Raw genomic sequence first — 18,101 nt, 5'->3', positions numbered from 1 at the left:
AGAGGCCTATCATTTGTCAAAAACGTTCAATTATAATATGTTAATATATGTTTTGCGCGCGCACTCGTCGTTCTGATTTTATTACTGGCTGAGCGCATAAAATATCAATATCTAACTGAATATTTAATGTTTCTAAACAGCCTAAAATAAAACTTTCGGCAACTTGTATTCTCTCACGTATTTCCCCTTCCCGTACTTTATATTTCCGACCAATAGCCCGCTTTGAATAACCTTTAACATAATAGTCCTCAATATAACTACGTTCACGCTCCATACCAACAACCCCAAGTTTGGCAACACATAAATCGATAACCAAACCATCTTCATCGCTACACATTGGCCTACTCTTGCTTGTTGATGTTACCAAATCACGAAAACCAGCGGAGACAGATGACCAACCTATCGCACCACAATGATCGCCATATGACCAACCACCCCAATATGTAAGAATTTGTTGTATGTTTCTATTCATCATTTGCAACCTACCTTTCCTACACTATTTTTAACTAATAACCCAACTCATACTGCACCTTAAGCTCAGCTTTAGACGCTTTTATATTCAACTCACCAATAACAATATAAGTAGTATTAGACTACCAATATTTCTGTTTGTCAATTACAATAAAAATTGTATTATATCTAATAACAATAATTTTTATTCTTTATAAGAGGTTAACCTCATGTCACTAGCAAGCAGGATCCGGCAACGCCGGCAAGAACTAAACTTAACCCAGACTGAGTTAGCAGAAAAAGCGGGGATCAGTCAGCAATCAATCGAATCCATTGAAAATGGTAGAACCAAAAAACCAAGAAATATTATAGAGATAGCAAAAGCTCTTCAATCTCATCCTGAATGGCTACTCAACGGCAAAAGCATTATGCCAATATCCGAGGTCAATAGCCGACGAATTCCACTATTAAGTTATGTCCAAGCTGGGTTATTTAAGGATGCCAACCCGATCACTGACTATGAAGGGAATTTCGAATACATCTTAGTTGATGACGATATCAGCGCGAATGCATTTGCATTACGGGTTGAAGGCGACAGCATGACACCTGAGTTTAAAGAAGGTGACATCGTAGTGATTGATACCGAGATCTGGCCTAACCCAGGTGAATTTGTGTTTGCGAAAAATGGCGGGAACCAAGGAACATTCAAAAAATATCGGCCTACAGGTATTGGTACTGGTGAGTTTGAATTAGTGCCTCTTAACCCTGATTACCCAACGTTGAACAGTCACGATTATCAAATTTCACTCATTGGTGTCATGGTTGAGCACCGCATTTACCGCCGCAAAAGATAATTCTCTAGACCCCTCTCTTAACGCGTTTTCTCTGCAAACAAGAAAACGCGTTATCAAACACAGTAATTTTCTTTCTATTAAAAACAAGCAAATAGGTTACTCAACCGATAAATTACTACATTCATAGTTTACATTTACTATTTATATAGTAATATAACCATCGTAATACTAATTATACTGTAATAAAGTCAGCCTTCTTCAACCTAGGAGAACAAAAATTGAACGATGCATCAATAAAGGGATAGACGACTAACATGAATTTGCAGGTGAACTGTATTGGGTCGGTAATACCAGTGTTTAGTCTTGTAATACCGACAAAATCAAAGTTCAGTGAAAACATCTTGTTCACTTAATCATTTGAGGTTTTATGATGGATTTAGAACATATTATTAAAGAAAACACACAGGTAATGCGCCAATTAATTGCCATTCTACAGTCTAAGGGAGGCTGTTTTAACAGCGATAATATTGAAAATAATGCACATCAATCTTTTGTTTACTCTCACACAGGTGCAACAGACTCACCTATAGAAAAAGATATTGATATTAATAGCCTTACATTAAAACAAATTATTGCATTATGTGTAATATATAAAGGCAATTTTGAGCAACTCACAGGATCACATATTAAGAAAATCAATCAAATATTAGATTTAAATACTACAGAGCAGCATAGGCAAATCGAAGCTTTACATATGACACTGGTAAATTTAGAACAAGTTACAAAATTGCCGAATATTGCTATTCATAATTTATGTATAGAAATTTTAGCAAATTGGGATAACTTACATGGCATTGCTGAACGTTGTGAATTTGTCCTATCCCTTATCAGTTCTAAACACGTAATTGAAGATAAAACAATCCATGTTGACCCTAATATTCTATTTTCACAAGCAGAGAGCCTTATACTGCAATTAGCTAAAAATGGATATCGAAATGAAGCAGTGGAAATTCTTAATCAATTTAAAGCAAAAAAACTAAATCAAGTCGCCATAGAACATTTACCTGAAGTCATCAAAATAGCAAAAGGTATATTAAAAAATTAACCCTCTGCATTTTATCTCGTCGCAAAGATTTATTTTAATATTTAGGAGTTTTTATGGTGAATCAAAATAATGATAGTCCGCTCTACCTTAAAGTCGCTCGTGACGCGATACGTCTCGAAAGATCAGGTAAATACTTTGAAGCGTCCAAAGCATGGTCACAAGCTAATCGATTATCGCGTGTTTATCGTAACCAAATATGGTGTGAGCGCCGTGCTGATTTTTGTTATATGCAAATTCAAAGAGAAAAATATAAACTAATGGCTGACGATGAGTCTACAGAAAATTCTCTGATATGACACATATCAGCAGTATCTTTCATATAAAAATCGTTTAAACAACTCGCTATTTTTAATAGCGGGTTAATATTGTTAGCTTTTTATGCTAGCTGCGAAATAATGTTTTTATCTTTACAATAATACAGGAGATTATCTCTGTTGTTATATGTTTTTATACTTTTCACAGCCTATTATCATGACTTTTTCAATAAACCTACTTATCCTTAAGTAGAATATATTTCCTTCGCAAAAAATATCGGGTAAATTATATAGATATAAATGGAGTGATCATATGAACCCGATAGTAGTAAAGACAAGAAAAAATCTATTAAGATTACAAGCAAAATACCTAGCCCAAAATAAAGGTATTACTATCGATGATGCTTTTGATCTTTTATTAAAGCCTAACAATAACACTAAAAATTCGCTCACATACACTCATCGTGTAAGAAAAGGTAGGCGGCAACATCAACCCTCTTCACTTTTAACCGGCTTACTCAATAAAACCTATGTAAGAGATTGGACAAAAACCAAATAATATTTCATCCGCCTATTAGATATGGTAACTAATAAGCTACTAGGGGGGTTTACTTAAAAGGAAGTATCAATGAGCGTATTAAAAAGGGTTGTTACAGGGAAGTATTCTCTCGCTGTTACAGTTTGGGGTTTTTGGCTATTTTTAGAGCTATGCAGCTCCGCCGTATTTTTACTAATGAAAAGTAGTGATGCTATTCCAATCAAAACACAGCTTTTTCTTATCTTTTTTCTATTCATATTTAAAACATCGTATTCTATCGCCATTATAACGGGCGTTTTTCACATGTTAAAAAGCAAAGTGACGATTTGGCGTGTCGTTGTTATCCTGTTGTTAAGTGTTCAAATTATCTGTTTAATAATCGCGATGATAAATTGGTGTATGGTCGCTCTACCTGATATTATTAATTATCAGATATATGAAGAAAGTACTAAAAGCCTGTTTCAATGACAGGCTATAATTTATTACTGTCAGCCGGCATTAATCTGGCAATGCCCTAGGAATAGAGTATCACCTATTTGACTATGTTATTTCTATAAAGATTATATAGGCTCTAAATTCTCAAATTTATACAGTGCCCTCAATTTAAAAGGGGAACAAAAATAGTTTAACCCCATTGAAATCTTTATGCTTGAGTCTATAAATAGGCTTTGCATTGCTTTGATGGTGTCTTGTTGGGCTTTTATTACCCAGCTAATGAGTCTTTAGTGACATTTACCCCCCTATATGTTTTAATTTAACTTAAAGTTTGATGGTAAAAGAAAATTTTATGGGTTCATTAAAAAAGCTTGTTCAAGGTGAATATTCAATTCATCTTTTATTCATTATAATTTGGTATGTTGGAACTGCATCTATTCAATTTATTTTTGAAAAATACCCAACAGCTCAGGGCATATATCGAATAGATACAATGCTTTATCTCTTTGCGACTTCAAGATTTCTTCAAGCTTTATTATCTTTAATTGCTTTTGTTGGTATTTTTTCGACACAAAGGAAGCAATTAACAAAAGTAGGGATGATTTATTTAATTATTATCGCACCAGCGTTATCCTTTTACATCGCCTCGTTTTATGATCTCATAATATATATCAATGCTGGTGATTGTGAGTCATCACCTTGGTGCATGAGGACTTACTTTACTAAATAGCAGGCATGATGATATTTGTCTGCTCTTCGTTTTACACAGCCAAATCAGATTATCAGAACATTAATTTAAACTTATCATAATGCAAAAATCTGATTACACCATAATAAGTCCATCAGTTCCTAAAAATTACGACCAAGAGGATATGCCACCAAAAGACAATGGTTATGAATAACGTTGTCAATTACACACACCAGATAATCTCGAGGAAAATGGTGAATATTCAGCTAGGTATTGATGTGTAATTTATTTTCTAGCATTTTCTTTCGCTTTCTGGTGAATTTTATCTTTCATTTCTTTTGTTATTTTTTGGTAAGTTTCTACAGTGCCATCATCAGAAACGGTATTCATAAAAATATCATCACCTCTTTTTTTAATTGTCACAGATACTTTTACAGGCTCGACCTCACCAAAATCTATTGGTTCTATTTTTCCATTGATTGTATAAGTCATTTTGGTCACTTCTTGCGTTAACACGCTAGAATTCGGGTCAAATTTCCACAAAGATTCTTGTTTGATTTCTTCTACATTATCACCTAGTTCAATCAGCAATGCATCTCTCGCAACACCATTCGGAGCTAGGATCATCAGTTTAAGAATTCTTACTTCGGGTGTATTATTTGTATCAAACCAATAGCCATATAAATCACTTGTTGAGTATGGTTGCGGGAACACGTCAATTTTTGTCTTTTTTTCCGCTGTTTCATTTTCACCAGCCATACTGACACTGGTGATACAGAAAAGAGCGCATAGCATAACAATCAAAGAGAATATTTTTTTCATTATTTAAATACACAAATTTATTTATAGAGCCTTAGTCGCCAACAAATATCGACTACACCTCAAACAATCCATTTTTATCAAATCTTAATGTGCTGTAATAGGACAGATCATTAAATAGCTTTCCATTACCAAGAGTTGTCATTCCAGCTTTTTTCTCACAGTCACCATCTTTAACAAAACTCACGCTATCTACTCTTCATTTCAAGCCGAACGGAGCATCTGGTTTTCTGCCGCAGCCTACCAATAATGCAATCAGAGCAGCTGCCACGAATATTTTTCCATTATTCGTACTCTGCCCCTGAAACTATTTTTTGACCATTGGCACATTTAGCTACCACAAATCCATCATTTGCCCACATTTTTACCACATATGAGTCTGGGCTATTCTGAATTACTTTAACGGGATATTCACCAATTAATTGATTATACATCTTATTGACATCTGATTTGCATGGCGAAAATAGCATAGTGTCAGTTCCAAGTATTTGCTCATATTTTTCTTTTGGCGGATTGCCTGAATCTACAAGTTTATTTAATTCCTCCTTTGTATAAGATGTTCCTGCATAAACGCTAAAACCAATACAAGATAAAACAATTGCAATTATTGACTTTTTCATCATCCCATCCTCACACTCAGTTTTTTATTAATTTAATTGATGTTATACCGAAAGCAGCGTAAAACAAAGCAAACATTAGGTACAAAAAACCTGCCGGAGCAGGTTATTCACTAGTGCTTGAGCTACCAATTCACTTGCTATTCAGAAAATTACTTACTAAATGCAATCAAAACAAAAATAGCAAGGGGAGGTGTGATGACCACATCTGCTACAACGGTAAATGGTGTAGCTATTATCTTTGCAATCAAATTACCTGCATTAAATGATTTCTGTTCTTCGGAAGCATACAGTTCAACAGTATATAATTCATTTAGTTTTGCATTGGAAGTTACTGGTAAGCTTATATCATTCCTATCAATAATATACCCTTTAATTGGCACAGTTCTTACCCAAGATGATTTATCATTTCCTTGTGCCCTATTCTTAAAGCCTGCCTGCTCTAAGGCCTTTATTTGTGCGTCAGTAAATTGAAATTTGGGATCAGTGTATACAAAGTAATTCTGCATAAATTCGATCGGTGATTGACTGTTGCTATTGGGAAGTATTTTAATTCGAATTATTCCCTTGGGATTATCAAATGCAGTTAATGGGATTATTTTCACTAATTCATTTAACTCCATTAATTCAGAAGAGCCACTGGTTAATAAATAGGCGTACTTTTCTCCTATAAAACCGAATCCAGAATCCGGAAATTTGATATCATTTATATCGTTTTTTGTTGTTTTACTTTCAATTTTAATATTTTTATATTCAAAACTGGCAATTATTTTATCTGTTAACTTAACAACATTTTGTGATTTGGTTTCGACTGTTGGGTTATCTTCCCAAAAGTTTTTTGTTAAACATCCCGTAGAGCTTAAAATCGATATGCTCAAAAAACACGCTAGTAATTTTTTCATTCCATTGCCTCAATAAGTTTAGCTTAAGTTCAATGAATATTAGGGCAACACCTCATTTAAGGCAATAAAAAACCCACCGAAGTGGGTTCATTTGATTTTACCATGACAGTGTTTATATTTTATATCCATTATTACAATCGCAAAGGCTGTTTCTATGTGGAGAGAGTTTTTTCTTTTCACCAAAGCGCCATTTTGTGGCTGCCAATTTGGTATTGTAATTTTCTTTACTATCTCACTAAAGTCAAGAATTTCAGATGCGTGTATAACAAACCCTAAATTTAACATTGTACTAGTGGTAACTTTTGCATTTTCTTGTGAGGGTATATCCACACCACATTAATTGAGACACACTAAATTAAAGTTTTCTAACTGTTTACGATAGGCCTCCGGAGGGAGGTGATTTAAACTTTCGTGCGTTCGGTTTTGGTTATAATCTTGCTGCCAATACCACGCTAATTCTCTAACTTGACTCAATGATTCAAATAAATACGCATTTAAAAATTCACGATGGAACGAGCCATTAAAACGTTCGATAAACCCATTTTATTGCAGTTTGCCCAGTTGAATATGGCACAGTGACGCAGCCATTCAATAATCTAGATACTGTCAAACCTAATAAGATGCGCTTCATTCCTATCCCCACATCAACTTAGAGGAGCCTTTCACCATAGTCTATATGTTATATAGTGCAATGGGGAGCAAATCGTTATTTATTCTTAGTGGAGTTACTCCAGATCTTTATCAAAATAATCATCTAATTTACTCACATGCTCACAGCGACTTTCAAACCCATTAGGGATACCTCCATTTCTCATCCATTCTTCGCATGACGCAGCTACTTTTCCATAGGTATATGCCCCTGTCATTGCTATGTATACAAACCTTTCACATTTTTGTTTATCATTCTGATCGTCACATATCAGCTTTTTCATTTCTTCCATTTCATAAACGCCACCAACACCTGTACCTTCAGGTGCTAGTACAATTGCATTTGCAGGAACTGATAGCAATGAACCCAATACAAAAAAACTGCTTAATAAGATTTTATTCACGTTACCCCCTACTTGTTTTAAGCCATGGTAACTAACGTAAAGAACAAAACAAAGCAAAAGACCTCAGTTAAGAGGCGTAATATGTGATCTGGATTGCAAGCCCATCCTTGGGCTATGTGTGGTTAGGCTACGGCTTTGTATTCTTTATCGTGAATAACTAATCCATTCCAATTCTTTTTCATTGGTAACTCACCTGCAAGATAAAGCTCATAAAGACGTTTAGCACCTTTCTTCAATGATACAGGCTGATATTTGATGAATGGCTCATGATTGTGAGGATTAATTTCACTCTGATTTGGTCTCGTGATATAACCAGCTGCGTTCTGCTAGCCACATTTGAACCTGTTGAGTATTTACGCCATTAAGCATTTTACAGAATTGTGTTGGTGTCATGCCTTCTTTGAACAGGTTTGACATGCATTCAACTTTGTTGTTCAGTTCTTTATTAGTGTGTTCAAGTACAATAACTTTTTCTGAATACGTGAGTACTCCACACTAAAAAATGGATTAATACTGGACGGATAAGCGGGTCTCGCAAAGACCCAAAAAAGAAAAAGCCACCTTGGCCATTTGCTAGAGCAAACTGTATTGAAGCTTTGAATGACAGCATGCACAATAACACTGAAAGTGTGGAAGAAGAGGAAATAAGATATCAATCTTCCGAAGGGGTAAGATTGGTATGTGAAGTGGCATTGTTAATTTGCTAAAGCCATTGGCGTCGCGTTAAACGATACTGCGTGCAAGGTTCTTCGCAGTTAGATTGGGAACCATCATAGGTATGTGTTTGTGCATAAGGAGGCGAAAAATAGAGCGGATGGAACATTAACGCCAGCAGTGAGAAGGTATGCTCATTTAGCGCCGAATCATCTAACTGAACATGCAATGAAGATAGACGAGCTAATGTCACACGATGACACAAATATGTCCCAACCGCTATTAAGAGCCTTGTAATTATGCACACAAATAAAAAGAAAAAACCCGCTATCTGGTTGAGAGATAACGGGTTCTTATTTGGTGCCGGCTACCGGAGTCGAACTGGTGACCTACTGATTACAAGTCAGTTGCTCTACCAACTGAGCTAAGCCGGCGAATTTGGCGGAAGGATAGAGATTCGAACTCTAGGATGGTTTCCCATCGGCGGTTTTCAAGACCGCTGCCTTCGACCGCTCGGCCATCCTTCCATGGGGCGCGATTATGGAGGAATCGGCGCAGCTTGTCTACCCCTGAAAGTAAAAAAATTGATTTTTTCGTTCTGTTTGGCTAATCTTCACTCAATTGTTCTCTATTTCATAATAAAAGTGCTAATATCTGTGCAAAATCGGTGTCTCAATTTTTCATAGGCGTATGATTTTTAGTCAATTAATATATTTTTGCCGACAGGACAGTTCACCACAATATGTACAGACAATCTTTGATAAAAACCATTTTACTCTCACGCCTATTTTACGTCTTTATTCTGCTACTTGTCGTGATGCTCTCGCTGTCGCTATATAATTCGTATCACTCGTGGCTACTTAGCCGCCAAGCCTCCTTGAATACCATAGCGAAACAATTGGCCTACCAAATAGAGGATTATCGTTACCAAGCTAACTTGATGTATAAACAGGTTAACGAAAAACCAGCCACTACAAACTTAAATACGACACCGGCCTCCCCTGCCCGTATTACGAAAATTCGTCATGACGTTTATTGGCTAGGCAGTACAAATCAAACCATTGATGCAATTTTATTTGGGAGTGATAGTGAGCGAAATAGCTTATTAGCAACAAAATTAGCTAACTACATGGAAATCGTCTGGGGGGCGCGAAATGAATATAACTCGATGTATTACCTCAATGGCACTGATAACACGCTGATCTTGGTCACCACGCACTCTATATTAAAGCCCGAGTTACGTTATAAAGAGAGCTATCTGACAATGACCGCTGAAGAAAAGCGTACAGATATGCTAACTCAGTCGACACTCTTAGATAGAAGAGAGATCATTTCTAACCTACAAAAGCTGGCACCTGAGAATATCTATTATTATACCTATCGTCTGATGTTTAATTCACCTGGCCAATTAACCAGCGTGATTTCGTTTGATATATCGATCAACTCGATACTCCCAACAAACCTGAAAGGCGATAATATCTCGTTATCGCCACGTAATAATGATACCGCTAAAGGAACAAATGTTGAGGTGCGAGGAACGAGCTTAGTTTTCGCACAGCATATTGAAGGTAGCAACTATCAAGTTTATTACCGAGTACCGTTAAAAGACCTGATTGTCGGTGTTATTGGCTATAATATATGGCTGCTTACTTGTATGGTTGTCGTGATATTGCTTGTCTTCTTTACAAGCGTCTTTATCCGTAACCGGATCATTTCACCGAACTCAGTCATGCAACACCAATTAGAGCTTCAAGAGACACTGAATAACGATATTATCAATAATATTAGTTATGGCATTCTAGTGTATGATTTTACATCAAATAAAAAATTACTGAGTAATAATGTGGTAAACGCCTTATTGCCTTCGATGGATCTCAACCATATTAAAGAATTGGCGACCCATAACCATGATATGATCCAAATCTCGATTGAGAATAACGTTTATGAAGTTATCCTTGTCAATATCAGTATGCTAGAAGATACTTATCTCTTCATTATTATTGATAAAGATAAAGAGGCATTAACTCAACGCCGACAAGAGATGGCTAATCGCGAATATAAGAAAAATATTCAACTGAGAAAAGTGGTGTTTGAGAACATGCAACATGAAGTTCAACCTTCATTAACCGAGCTGAATAAAGCGGTGGGTGGGCTGATTGAAGCTTCTGAAGATGATAAGCACGAATTTATTGATACGATAGTCGCCCAAACGACCCATATTAATCGTTGGTTTAATAATATTAACTTATTAAACTCCTTAGAATCTTCCTCTGGAAAACTACAAACTGAAAAAATCTCGGTGAGTTTGCTGCTTACTCAATTCTTAAAACAAAACCTTTTCCGCCTTAAAAATAAAGGGTTATCGCTCTACTTCTATAATAATATTAATCCAGATTCTCTATTTTCATTAGAGCCGACCTACTTAAAACATCTATTGCAGTTAATCCTAGAGTATTCCGTTGATACCACTGCATTTGGGAAAATTGCCGTTAGCCTGAATTATCAGGAAGATAAAAAAACCATCATTATTGATATTAAAGATAGCGGTATGGGCCTGACAAACCAGGAGTTAGCCAATATTCAGCATCCATTCTCAGGGCAAGTATTAAACGCATCACGGTTTAACCGCTCAGGGATCACCTTATATTTATGCAAGGCTATCTGTAAAAAGATGAATGGCAGCTTTACCGTTAAAAGCAGCCCTGCAATAGGCTCTCACTATCAATTAACTTTACCTACAAAATCAGCAATCATTGCCGATAGCTATCCTACATTACTCGAAGATATTCATATTCGTTTAGCAATTCACAATATTGATACATCACGAATTGTCAGAAATATCCTATCTAATTATGGTGCAGACTTTTTAGATTTACACGAAAGTTCACCGCATACGGATTGGGATCTATTGATAACAGATAATGATGATAATCAGTTTAAAAACATAATAAAAATTTCTGGAACAACGTCAGGTGTCAACTCAATCACACCACAGCACATAGAAGTTAACTATAACTTTGCAGATGAGCTGATTGATGCTATATCTTTGCTTATTGAAAATGCACAAGCCGATGATGACGAGTTGGCGTCGGTGGTCGGAATTCCACTTTCCCAGCACGATACGACACCAACAACTGATGAATCGATGGAAAGCATACTTCAAACTTATCAAAATATTTTATCAAATAGCGATTATAAGGATTTGTTTATAACAACAGTTCCGATAGATATTAATAAACTGTATACTAGTGAAAGTCTTGAGGATTTGGCCGAATTGAAAAACACAGCACACCGTTTAAAAGGAGTTTTTGCTATGCTAGATTTTAGGTTCCTTCACAAGCTTTGTGAAGATTTGGAACTTTACATAGCAGAAGGAAATAGCTTAAAAATAAGTAATTGCATTAGAGAGCTGGATGTTTCAGTGGAAAAGCTAATGCCAAAAGGTAACCAATAATATGAATAACCTAAATGTCATTGTTGCCGATGATCATCCTATTGTTCTTTTCGGTATCAGAAAGTCACTCGAACAGATTGAATGGGTCAATATCGTTGGTGAATTTGAAGATTCAACGTCTTTAATTAATAACTTAGCGCGTTTAAATGCCGACGTCTTAGTCACTGATTTATCAATGCCTGGTGATAAATACGGCGATGGTATTACGTTAATCAAATATATTAAACGTCACTACCCTGATCTTTCTGTCATTGTTCTCACCATGAACAATAACCCTGCGATTTTAAGTGCAATCCTTGAGCTAGATATTGAAGGTATTGTTTTAAAACAAGGCGCGCCTGCTGATCTACCAAAAGCTTTAGCCGCATTACAAAAAGGGAAAAAATTTACCCCTGAGAGTGTGAGTAAGCTACTTGAGAAAGTGAATGCAAGTGGTTATGGAGATAAGCGCTTATCGCCAAAAGAGAGTGAAGTTTTACGCCTCTTTGCAGAAGGCTTTTTGGTCACAGAAATAGCTAAGAAATTGAATCGTAGTATTAAAACGATTAGTAGCCAAAAGAAATCAGCAATGTTGAAACTCGGTGTCGACAACGATATCGCATTACTTAACTACCTGTCTTCTGTTAGCATCGATAACTCATCTACCGATTAATCGATAAATCACCTTTATGTTATTGCTGAAAAACCCGATACAAACGGGTTTTTCTCTTTAACGCTTTTACCGGGTAGCTTATTTATTACCCACGAATTTCAATAAGGTTTCTTTCAAGGTTGTGATTTTGGTTGGCTTAGATAGACAGCCATTCATACCTGCATCCCGGCAACGTTGCTTCTCCTCCTCCATTGCATTTGCTGTTAATGCAATAATTGGAACTGTTGAACCTAAGTTTCGTAACGCTTTAGACAGCCCATAACCATCCATATTTGGCATATTCACATCGGTTAAAACGATATCAACCGTATGGTTTTCTAGATATTTCAGTGCATCAATACCATCAACGGCAGTACAAGTGCTAAAACCAATATTGGATATTTGATCGCTTAACATCACCCTATTGATTGGATGATCATCAACAATTAATACTTGGTATGAACTCAGTGAACCATCTATCTCAAGGGAGTTTGCTTTATTGCTCTCTTCTTTTGCAGCCTGCTCACCTCGTGATTTCGAAATAAATTTATCGATGATTGATGGTAACTTTTCATTCTGATAAGTGTTATATAACCATTTGTTAGGCGACTCTTCACGCAAATCACCAACATATAGATTACACAGATGAAGTACTTTTTTACTCTTTAACTCATGAGAGTCTTGGTTATCGGTGATCAATAAATCATAACTTTCTGCCTTATCAATTTCTTTATCAACACAGACAACAAAATGGTTATGTCTAAGTAGTCTGGTTAAAAAGCTAGAAAGACATTGGTTCCGGCAAATAATCGCTATCCGATAATGAAAGCGGTATTCCGGAATAGTATGTTCGGTATACTTTTGGCCATAAAGTGGGATACGGATAATAAAGGAGCTACCCAAGCCTATTTGCGAATTAACTTCAATATCTCCATCCATCAAGTTAATCAACTTTTCACAGATTGCTAACCCTAAACCTGTACCTTTATGCCCCAAGTTATTTTGGTCATGCACTTGGAAGAAGGGATCAAAAAGTTGTAACACAACCGCTTGCGGCATGCCTATCCCTGAGTCTTTAATTTCAATCTTTAAATAGTTTTCGTCACGCCAAACATAGAAAAAGACAAAACCAGAATCTGTAAATTTAATACTATTATTGATGATATTCGATATCACCTGCTGTAGCCTTACCGCATCACTCAATAGCAAATCAGGCACATTAGGTTCAATAAAGGAATAAAGCGCTATCTGTTTTTTCGCGACTAAAGGCAAGTAGTTAGCTAAGACAAAAGCAAAAACATCGCGGCAATTAAATAGTTTATATTCAATGTTTAGTTGATTAGATTCAATTTTTGAAAAATCCAATATATCACTGATAATTTGCAGCAACAGTGAGGATGAATTATCCATCGTGGTTACAAGACGATTCGCTTTATCGGATAACTCAAGCCGCTGTAATAATTCAATATTACCGATAATACCATATAGTGGCGTACGTAATTCATGACTCACCGTTGCCAAGAACATGGATTTAGCATGGTTAGCCTGTTCCGCAGCATCAGCCACATCTTGTAAGGATTTCTCCATCTGAACACGGATACTAATATCAATCAGTACGCATATAGCAACATCTTCGTTTTGATAACGCGAATTGACAAAGCTTATTTGTAGATGCGTACTACTACTAGTCACAACATCAATGTAATTACTCGATTTTTGGCGAATAATTGTCAGTATGCGCTGTTTATCATCTTCACTTAATAAGCGGAAATAATCGTGAGCTAATTCATTACTCAGAATGTTGCCACCATCACTTAACCTTAGAATGATGATACCGACAGGCGCCGATGCTACAATTTTATGGTTAAACTGTTCATGCTCTTCAAGGCGAATAGCGGTATTCGCGGCTGGCACTAGCATTTTGCGCTCTAACAACCAAATGAGGAAAAAGATCAGGCAGCCAGAGGTGATATTAATAACGATACTATAAAAAATGGACGCTCTATGCTCTGCAAATATCTCGCTGGTGGGAACAGCATACACCACTGTCATTAATGATGGCGATAAGCGCTTTTTAAAAATCAGTTTTGAATAATCGGAGCTAAAGCCAAAAAAACTAGGCTCAGAAATAGAGAGTAAATTGGAATTTTTAGGATTCAAGTCCGTTGGGTAATATAAAACCGGTTGGTTATACGAATTAAGGACGACCACTTCAAAGGATTTATTCGAACGTTGTATAAATTGATTTAAGCTGATTGTTCTCTCTAAACCAATAAACCCATACAGAAGGCTACTCACATAAATAGGTTGGATCAGATACAACTGCCCTGAGTCGGTTTGAGCACCATGAACAATCGTATATAAGTTACGCTCTTGCCCTTGTAATCTTAGGCTTTGATAGGAACGTATATTTTCGTAGCCAACCTTTTTTAAGATCTCAATGTCAGATACGGTCGTACGGATTGGAAAATCCATCATGCAGTAACTCTTAGAGCCTATTACAAAGACATGATTTAACCCTTGCGGAGCAGCAATACTGTCTTTCCAAAAATAAATGAGTTGTTCGAATGCGTTTAGGTAATCACTGGTTCTATTTTTAAAATAGGTACAATCCGCCTCGGGTGATAATGGGTACAGGCTATAGGAACCCGTGGCAGGTAATGTGACGTAATTTGGTTCATTTTCCAGTCGCTCTTCATGTTGTTCAGTCATAAACTGGATAGAGCGCAATGTGGTACCGGTTTGCAAAATGAACGCCTGCATATTTTCAAACCCTGAATAAAACTGCTGGCGTATATCTGACTTGCTTTCATTAAATTGGGTATAAAGGAAGAATAAGGTAATAAAAACCCCCATTCCCCATAGCATTAAGCCGAGGATACGGAATAAATCACGGGATAATCGTAATGATGTTCTAAATGACGGTAAATATCTCAAGATCTATCCTACACAGGCTATGTTACTGTGACTGAGTATACTCGATAAAAGTTGTAAAAAGCGATAGTTGTTAAACTGGATGGTTAGATAGCAAAACGGGCGGTAAACCGCCCGTCGAATCAATGACCCATACATTTATTCAGGCGTATTGGTTCCCATGTCTGTGCTAGGTATATCCTCTGCACCTGCTTCATCAGAGTTTTCATCTTCCTCTGTTTCAGCGACACGTTGTAAACCAACAACTTTTTCTTCTTCCGCTGTTCTAATCAGCGTCACACCTTGTGTATTACGGCCAACAACACTAACTTCCGAAACGCGTGTACGCACTAAAGTACCAGCATTCGTGATCATCATAATCTGATCGGTTTCATCCACTTGGATAGCCCCAACCACATTACCATTACGCTCACTGACTTTAATTGAGATCACACCTTGAGTTGCCCGCGATTTCGTTGGGTACTCTTGCTCAGCTGTACGTTTACCATAACCGTTTTCAGTCACAGTTAAGATGTGGCCTTCGCCGCGAGGGATAATCAGTGAAACCACTTTGTCTTCATCGGCTAGACGAATACCACGTACCCCAGTTGCAGTACGTCCCATCGGGCGAACCGCATCTTCAGCAAAACGAACAACCTTACCTTGAGCAGAGAACAGCATGACTTCATTTGAACCATTGGTTAAATCAACACCAATCAATTCATCGCCTTCATTGAGGTTAACGGCAATAATACCGGCACTTCTTGGGCGGCTAAAGTCTTGCAATGCCGTTTTCTTCACCGTACCACTCGCCGTTGCCATAAAGACATAGTAGCCTTCTTCGTATTCACGAACTGGCAAGATAGCGGTAATACGCTCATCTTGTTCAAGTGGCAACAAGTTTACAATTGGACGACCCCGTGCTCCACGGCTGGCCTCTGGTAATTGGTAAACTTTCATCCAATATAGGCGACCACGGCTAGAGAAGCATAGGATGGTGTCGTGGGTATTCGCCACCAGCAAGCGCTCAATAAAGTCTTCTTCTTTAATGCGTGCTGCCGATTTACCTTTACCGCCACGGCGTTGCGCTTCGTAATCAGACAGTGGTTGATATTTCACATAGCCTTGGTGAGACAGTGTTACCACCACATCTTCTTGGCTAATCAAATCTTCAATGTTGATATCCGCTGTATTTTCGGTGATCTCAGTACGACGAGCATCATTATACAATTCACGAATAGCTTCTAACTCTTCGCGAATAACTTCCATTAAACGCTCAGGGCTACGTAGAATATACAACAGTTCTTCGATTTGCTTCAGAAGATCACGGTATTCTTCCAGCAGTTTCTCATGCTCAAGCCCGGTCAGTTTTTGCAGACGCAAATCCAAAATCGCTTGGGCTTGTTGCTCAGTCAGATAGTATTGACCGTCGTGTACGCCATATTGTTCTTCAAGCCATTCTGGGCGTGCTGCATCATCACCGGCACGCTCAAGCATCGCTGCCACATTACCAAGATCCCAAGGGCGTGCGATCAACCCTGCCTTCGCTTCTGCTGGCGTCGGTGCACGACGAATTAACTCGATAATAGGATCAATGTTAGCTAATGCAACGGCTAATGCTTCAAGAATATGTGCTCGTTCACGTGCTTTACGCAATTCAAAAATAGTGCGGCGAGTCACCACTTCACGGCGGTGGCGAACGAACGCAGCAATAATATCTTTTAAATTAAGGATTTTCGGTTGGCCTTGATGCAAGGCTACCATATTAATGCCGAACGAGACTTGAAGCTGAGTCAGCGAGTAAAGATTGTTAAGGACAACCTCTCCTACCGCATCACGTTTCACTTCAATCACGATACGCATGCCGTCTTTATCAGACTCATCGCGTAATGCACTAATTCCTTCAACACGTTTTTCTTTAACGAGTTCAGCTATTTTCTCAATAAGACGAGCTTTGTTTACCTGATAAGGAATTTCGCTGACAATAATCGTTTCGCGGCCATTTTTTTCGTCAACTTCGACCTCAGCACGCGCACGAATATAGACCTTACCACGGCCAGTACGATACGCATCGATAATTCCACGGCGACCATTAATGATAGCGGCAGTCGGGAAATCAGGCCCTGGGATGTGCTCCATCAGACCTTCAATGCTAATATCTTCATCATCTATATAAGCAAGGCAACCGCTGATCACTTCCCCTAGGTTGTGTGGAGGAATGTTCGTTGCCATCCCAACAGCAATACCTGACGAACCATTAACCAATAGGTTAGGGATTTTCGTAGGCATAACTTCAGGGATTTGCTCTGTACCATCATAGTTTGGGACGAAATCAACGGTCTCTTTTTCAAGATCCGCTAACATTTCATGGGCAATTTTCGCCATACGGATTTCCGTATAACGCATTGCAGCTGCGGAATCTCCGTCAACTGAACCAAAGTTCCCCTGACCATCTACCAGCATATAACGCATAGAAAAAGGCTGAGCAAGACGAACGATTGTCTCATAAACAGCTCTATCACCATGTGGATGGTATTTACCGATAACGTCCCCGACTATACGGGCAGATTTTTTATAGGGTTTATTCCAATCATTTCCCAATACATTCATCGCAAACAGTACTCTGCGGTGTACTGGCTTCAGTCCATCTCGAACATCTGGAAGCGCGCGCCCGACAATAACGGACATCGCATAATCCAAATACGAACTTTTGAGTTCTTCTTCGATATTGACCGGTGTGATTTCTCTGGCAATGTCGCTCATGGAACCACTGTCCCTCATAACTTCGGATTCAA

General features: G+C 37.7%; 16 protein-coding genes, 2 tRNA genes and 2 pseudogenes. 9 read left to right on the top strand and 11 right to left on the bottom strand.

Annotated features, from left to right (window positions below):
- Positions 1-40: 40 nt before the first annotated feature.
- On the bottom strand, positions 41-475 hold the full coding sequence (locus PSF11_RS11965; RefSeq protein WP_004921028.1) for an antiterminator Q family protein: 435 nt from the start codon (positions 473-475) through the stop codon (positions 41-43).
- Between the two features lie 205 nt (positions 476-680).
- Between PSF11_RS11965 and PSF11_RS11960 the strand changes: the two genes are divergently transcribed.
- The 6 genes from PSF11_RS11960 (at position 681) to PSF11_RS11935 (ending at position 4,306) form a co-directional block, all read left to right on the top strand.
- A complete protein-coding gene (locus tag PSF11_RS11960; RefSeq protein ID WP_004921030.1) occupies positions 681-1,304 on the top strand; it encodes a LexA family protein in 624 nt (207 codons plus the stop codon).
- Positions 1,305-1,671: 367 nt separating this feature from the next.
- Entirely contained in the window at positions 1,672-2,349 is a 678-nt protein-coding gene (locus PSF11_RS11955) for a hypothetical protein (protein ID WP_072502384.1), read from the top strand.
- Between the two features lie 53 nt (positions 2,350-2,402).
- Positions 2,403-2,645, top strand: a complete 243-nt coding sequence (locus PSF11_RS11950; protein ID WP_004921036.1) for an ANR family transcriptional regulator — start codon at positions 2,403-2,405, stop codon at positions 2,643-2,645.
- 271 nt (positions 2,646-2,916) lie between these two features.
- Positions 2,917-3,162, top strand: coding sequence for a hypothetical protein (locus PSF11_RS11945; protein ID WP_072502385.1), 246 nt, complete (start codon positions 2,917-2,919; stop codon positions 3,160-3,162).
- 69 nt (positions 3,163-3,231) lie between these two features.
- Positions 3,232-3,609 (top strand): hypothetical protein, encoded by a 378-nt coding sequence (locus PSF11_RS11940; RefSeq protein WP_014656241.1) that lies wholly within the window; start codon positions 3,232-3,234, stop codon positions 3,607-3,609.
- Positions 3,610-3,928: 319 nt separating this feature from the next.
- Positions 3,929-4,306, top strand: coding sequence for a hypothetical protein (locus tag PSF11_RS11935; protein ID WP_225829657.1), 378 nt, complete (start codon positions 3,929-3,931; stop codon positions 4,304-4,306).
- Positions 4,307-4,549: 243 nt separating this feature from the next.
- Here PSF11_RS11935 and PSF11_RS11930 read toward each other — a convergent pair whose 3' ends face one another.
- From PSF11_RS11930 to PSF11_RS11905, 6 genes and pseudogenes are all read right to left on the bottom strand, one after another.
- On the bottom strand, positions 4,550-5,023 hold the full coding sequence (locus PSF11_RS11930) for a hypothetical protein (RefSeq protein WP_225829656.1): 474 nt from the start codon (positions 5,021-5,023) through the stop codon (positions 4,550-4,552).
- A 344-nt stretch (positions 5,024-5,367) separates the two neighbouring features.
- The gene (locus PSF11_RS11925; protein WP_231130380.1) at positions 5,368-5,703 is read right to left on the bottom strand and encodes a hypothetical protein; all 336 of its coding nucleotides are present in this window, start codon (positions 5,701-5,703) and stop codon (positions 5,368-5,370) included.
- Between the two features lie 149 nt (positions 5,704-5,852).
- Entirely contained in the window at positions 5,853-6,602 is a 750-nt protein-coding gene (locus tag PSF11_RS11920; RefSeq protein WP_014656244.1) for a hypothetical protein, read from the bottom strand.
- A 336-nt stretch (positions 6,603-6,938) separates the two neighbouring features.
- Positions 6,939-7,181 (bottom strand): annotated as a pseudogene (locus PSF11_RS11915) (integrase core domain-containing protein); the annotation flags it as partial.
- A gap of 146 nt (positions 7,182-7,327) precedes the next feature.
- Positions 7,328-7,654 (bottom strand): hypothetical protein, encoded by a 327-nt coding sequence (locus tag PSF11_RS11910; RefSeq protein ID WP_225829655.1) that lies wholly within the window; start codon positions 7,652-7,654, stop codon positions 7,328-7,330.
- A gap of 285 nt (positions 7,655-7,939) precedes the next feature.
- A complete protein-coding gene (locus PSF11_RS11905; RefSeq protein ID WP_014656246.1) occupies positions 7,940-8,071 on the bottom strand; it encodes a hypothetical protein in 132 nt (43 codons plus the stop codon).
- 288 nt (positions 8,072-8,359) lie between these two features.
- On the opposite strand from PSF11_RS11905, the pseudogene PSF11_RS11900 reads away from it, so the two are divergent.
- Positions 8,360-8,605 (top strand): annotated as a pseudogene (locus PSF11_RS11900) (hypothetical protein); the annotation flags it as partial.
- A 61-nt stretch (positions 8,606-8,666) separates the two neighbouring features.
- Here the strand turns inward: PSF11_RS11900 and PSF11_RS11895 are convergent.
- Together PSF11_RS11895 and PSF11_RS11890 are read right to left on the bottom strand one after the other, a co-directional pair.
- Positions 8,667-8,742: transfer RNA gene (locus tag PSF11_RS11895), tRNA-Thr, on the bottom strand.
- Positions 8,743-8,747: 5 nt separating this feature from the next.
- Positions 8,748-8,835 (bottom strand) — tRNA-Ser (locus PSF11_RS11890).
- A 215-nt stretch (positions 8,836-9,050) separates the two neighbouring features.
- Between PSF11_RS11890 and rcsD the strand changes: the two genes are divergently transcribed.
- Together rcsD and rcsB are read left to right on the top strand one after the other, a co-directional pair.
- Positions 9,051-11,762, top strand: a complete 2,712-nt coding sequence (gene rcsD, locus PSF11_RS11885) for a phosphotransferase RcsD (RefSeq protein ID WP_053110450.1) — start codon at positions 9,051-9,053, stop codon at positions 11,760-11,762.
- A 1-nt stretch (position 11,763) separates the two neighbouring features.
- Positions 11,764-12,414 (top strand): response regulator transcription factor RcsB, encoded by a 651-nt coding sequence (gene rcsB, locus PSF11_RS11880; protein WP_004921064.1) that lies wholly within the window; start codon positions 11,764-11,766, stop codon positions 12,412-12,414.
- 78 nt (positions 12,415-12,492) lie between these two features.
- Here rcsB and rcsC read toward each other — a convergent pair whose 3' ends face one another.
- The gene (gene rcsC / locus PSF11_RS11875; protein WP_231405925.1) at positions 12,493-15,273 is read right to left on the bottom strand and encodes a two-component system sensor histidine kinase RcsC; all 2,781 of its coding nucleotides are present in this window, start codon (positions 15,271-15,273) and stop codon (positions 12,493-12,495) included.
- A gap of 192 nt (positions 15,274-15,465) precedes the next feature.
- Complete coding sequence (gene gyrA, locus PSF11_RS11870) at positions 15,466-18,069, bottom strand: DNA topoisomerase (ATP-hydrolyzing) subunit A (RefSeq protein WP_060561115.1); 2,604 nt, start codon at positions 18,067-18,069, stop codon at positions 15,466-15,468.
- Positions 18,070-18,101 lie beyond the last annotated feature (32 nt).

Source organism: Providencia sp. PROV119, from assembly GCF_028482435.1.
Lineage (GTDB): Bacteria > Pseudomonadota > Gammaproteobacteria > Enterobacterales > Enterobacteriaceae > Providencia > Providencia stuartii.
This window is presented reverse-complemented; position numbering and strand designations above follow the sequence as displayed.

Coding starts and splice junctions, on each gene's coding strand:
- PSF11_RS11905 (WP_014656246.1), bottom strand. CDS start 8,071: ATGTCAAACCTGTTCAAAGAAGGCATGACACCAACACAATTCTGTAAA.
- PSF11_RS11945 (WP_072502385.1), top strand. CDS start 2,917: ATGAACCCGATAGTAGTAAAGACAAGAAAAAATCTATTAAGATTACAA.
- PSF11_RS11930 (WP_225829656.1), bottom strand. CDS start 5,023: ATGGCTGGTGAAAATGAAACAGCGGAAAAAAAGACAAAAATTGACGTG.
- PSF11_RS11940 (WP_014656241.1), top strand. CDS start 3,232: ATGAGCGTATTAAAAAGGGTTGTTACAGGGAAGTATTCTCTCGCTGTT.
- PSF11_RS11955 (WP_072502384.1), top strand. CDS start 1,672: ATGATGGATTTAGAACATATTATTAAAGAAAACACACAGGTAATGCGC.
- rcsD (WP_053110450.1), top strand. CDS start 9,051: ATGTACAGACAATCTTTGATAAAAACCATTTTACTCTCACGCCTATTT.
- PSF11_RS11950 (WP_004921036.1), top strand. CDS start 2,403: ATGGTGAATCAAAATAATGATAGTCCGCTCTACCTTAAAGTCGCTCGT.
- PSF11_RS11925 (WP_231130380.1), bottom strand. CDS start 5,703: ATGAAAAAGTCAATAATTGCAATTGTTTTATCTTGTATTGGTTTTAGC.
- gyrA (WP_060561115.1), bottom strand. CDS start 18,069: ATGAGCGACATTGCCAGAGAAATCACACCGGTCAATATCGAAGAAGAA.
- PSF11_RS11920 (WP_014656244.1), bottom strand. CDS start 6,602: ATGAAAAAATTACTAGCGTGTTTTTTGAGCATATCGATTTTAAGCTCT.
- PSF11_RS11960 (WP_004921030.1), top strand. CDS start 681: ATGTCACTAGCAAGCAGGATCCGGCAACGCCGGCAAGAACTAAACTTA.
- rcsB (WP_004921064.1), top strand. CDS start 11,764: ATGAATAACCTAAATGTCATTGTTGCCGATGATCATCCTATTGTTCTT.
- PSF11_RS11965 (WP_004921028.1), bottom strand. CDS start 475: ATGATGAATAGAAACATACAACAAATTCTTACATATTGGGGTGGTTGG.
- PSF11_RS11935 (WP_225829657.1), top strand. CDS start 3,929: ATGGGTTCATTAAAAAAGCTTGTTCAAGGTGAATATTCAATTCATCTT.